Source organism: Planctomycetota bacterium, assembly GCA_038746835.1.
Taxonomy (GTDB): Bacteria; Planctomycetota; Phycisphaerae; order Tepidisphaerales; family Tepidisphaeraceae; genus JBCDKH01.
In genome coordinates, this window is sequence record JBCDKH010000335.1 from 1 (window position 1) to 1,512 (window position 1,512).

2 protein-coding genes are annotated in these 1,512 nt (G+C 62.6%); both read right to left on the reverse strand.

The annotated features are described in order from the left end of the window. The coding region (locus AAGI46_17180) for a hypothetical protein (protein ID MEM1013940.1) at positions 1 to 1,022 on the reverse strand (1,022 nt) is incomplete at its 3' end. A gap of 5 nt (positions 1,023 to 1,027) precedes the next feature. Further along, the coding region (locus AAGI46_17185) for a hypothetical protein (GenBank protein MEM1013941.1) at positions 1,028 to 1,512 on the reverse strand (485 nt) is incomplete at its 5' end.

The following is a 1,512-nucleotide window of genomic DNA, read 5'->3' on the forward strand; positions in this document are numbered from 1 at the left end:
CCGCGTTCGTCGGTCATGGTCTCGATGCGGGTGTAGTTGTCGCCGTCGTTGGCGGAGTCGTCGTAATATGTGTAGGTCGTCGTCAGGCGATCGGCCTCGGCGGCAGAGACGGTCGGGTAGTCTTCGCGCTTGATCAGTTCGTCGCCCCACGCGAAGGTCTCGTAGGTCTCGACGACCTTGCTGATGACCGTGCCGGAGCCTTCGGTGATGGTTCTGGTCTCGGTGTATTGACCACTTCCGCTGTCCAACGTAATCAGCTGAGCGATACGAATCGCGGTGCTGAAGTCGCCGCTAGCGTTGACACCCTTCCCGGCTTTCCATCCCGTCCCGTCTGGGCCTAAATCGACCCACTCCCAGGCCGTTCGGACTTCGTCGGTCGTCATGGAGTCGGCGTCGGGGTCCCATGTAATGAGCAGCTTTGTCACTTGGTTGGAGGCGTCGTCAGCCAGCTCTTTAAGTTGAACGGTTCGGAACGCCGTCAAGCCTGTCACCGGGTAGACGCCGCCGACCTTCGCCGGCATCGAAGTCGGTCGCCAATAGAGCGTGACATCGGTCTGCTCGACGCCACCGGTTGTGTTGTCGACGACATCCATCAGCAATCTTGGCGTTAAGGCCTGTCGAATGACGGCCGCATCCCCAGGATCCGAGACGACTTCGAGTCCCGTCGTGTTCAGACTGCCAAGCCACATCATGGCCGCAGGACGCGCCAGCCCCTCGATCGGTTCTTCTTCGTGGATGTACAGACCGCCGGCGGCGTCTTCGAAGTTGGCTTGACCGATCCTGAACCTGAACACAAAGCTCTCCGGATCATCCGACGGGTCTTCGCCCTCACCACAGATCTGACAGGTTTCGCACGTGTCACACTTTTCGCAATCGACCGTCGCGATGGGTTCCGTCTGCGCTTCGACACTCGATGCGGCTAGCACCGTGCCGAAGGTGGTCGCGGCAGCCCAGTAGACCCAGGTAGCGATCCGGCGATTGAGCTTGGCTTGAAGTTGGTCCGGTCGAGTCGAATGCATCATGGCTATCACTCGTGTTCCTGTGGCTTCTCGTTAAGTCCAAAAACGCCGGCAAGGCGGCGTCGCAACGGGTGCGGGTTGTTTTTCCAGGCCTGGTTGGACGAACTCGCTGCGAGTTCGCCTATCTCGATCGATGCCGGTTTCGGCCGATTTGACGAAGCAGCACGATCGGGCACGACCCAGTGATTCGCCGCAATCGACTGCTCGATCGGCAGGTAGACGGGCGTCTCGGTGCCCGCCGACGCGTCGTCCGGCTCGCGGCGGTCCGGGTCGTAGGCGACTTCCCACAGGCAGGGCTCGTTCCGCCAGTCGATGCGACGACGTTGGGCGGTGTCTCGCATGTTCTTCTGCACCGCCGCGTCGGATCGGCACAGCCCGCACTGCTGCGGCGTCACCGGCCCGCCCCAGCGGGGGCAGAAGAAGTGCGGCGGCGGGCCGGCCTGTTGCCTCTCGGCCTCGGCCCGGCCGATCGCCATGACGCCGGCCCAGTCGC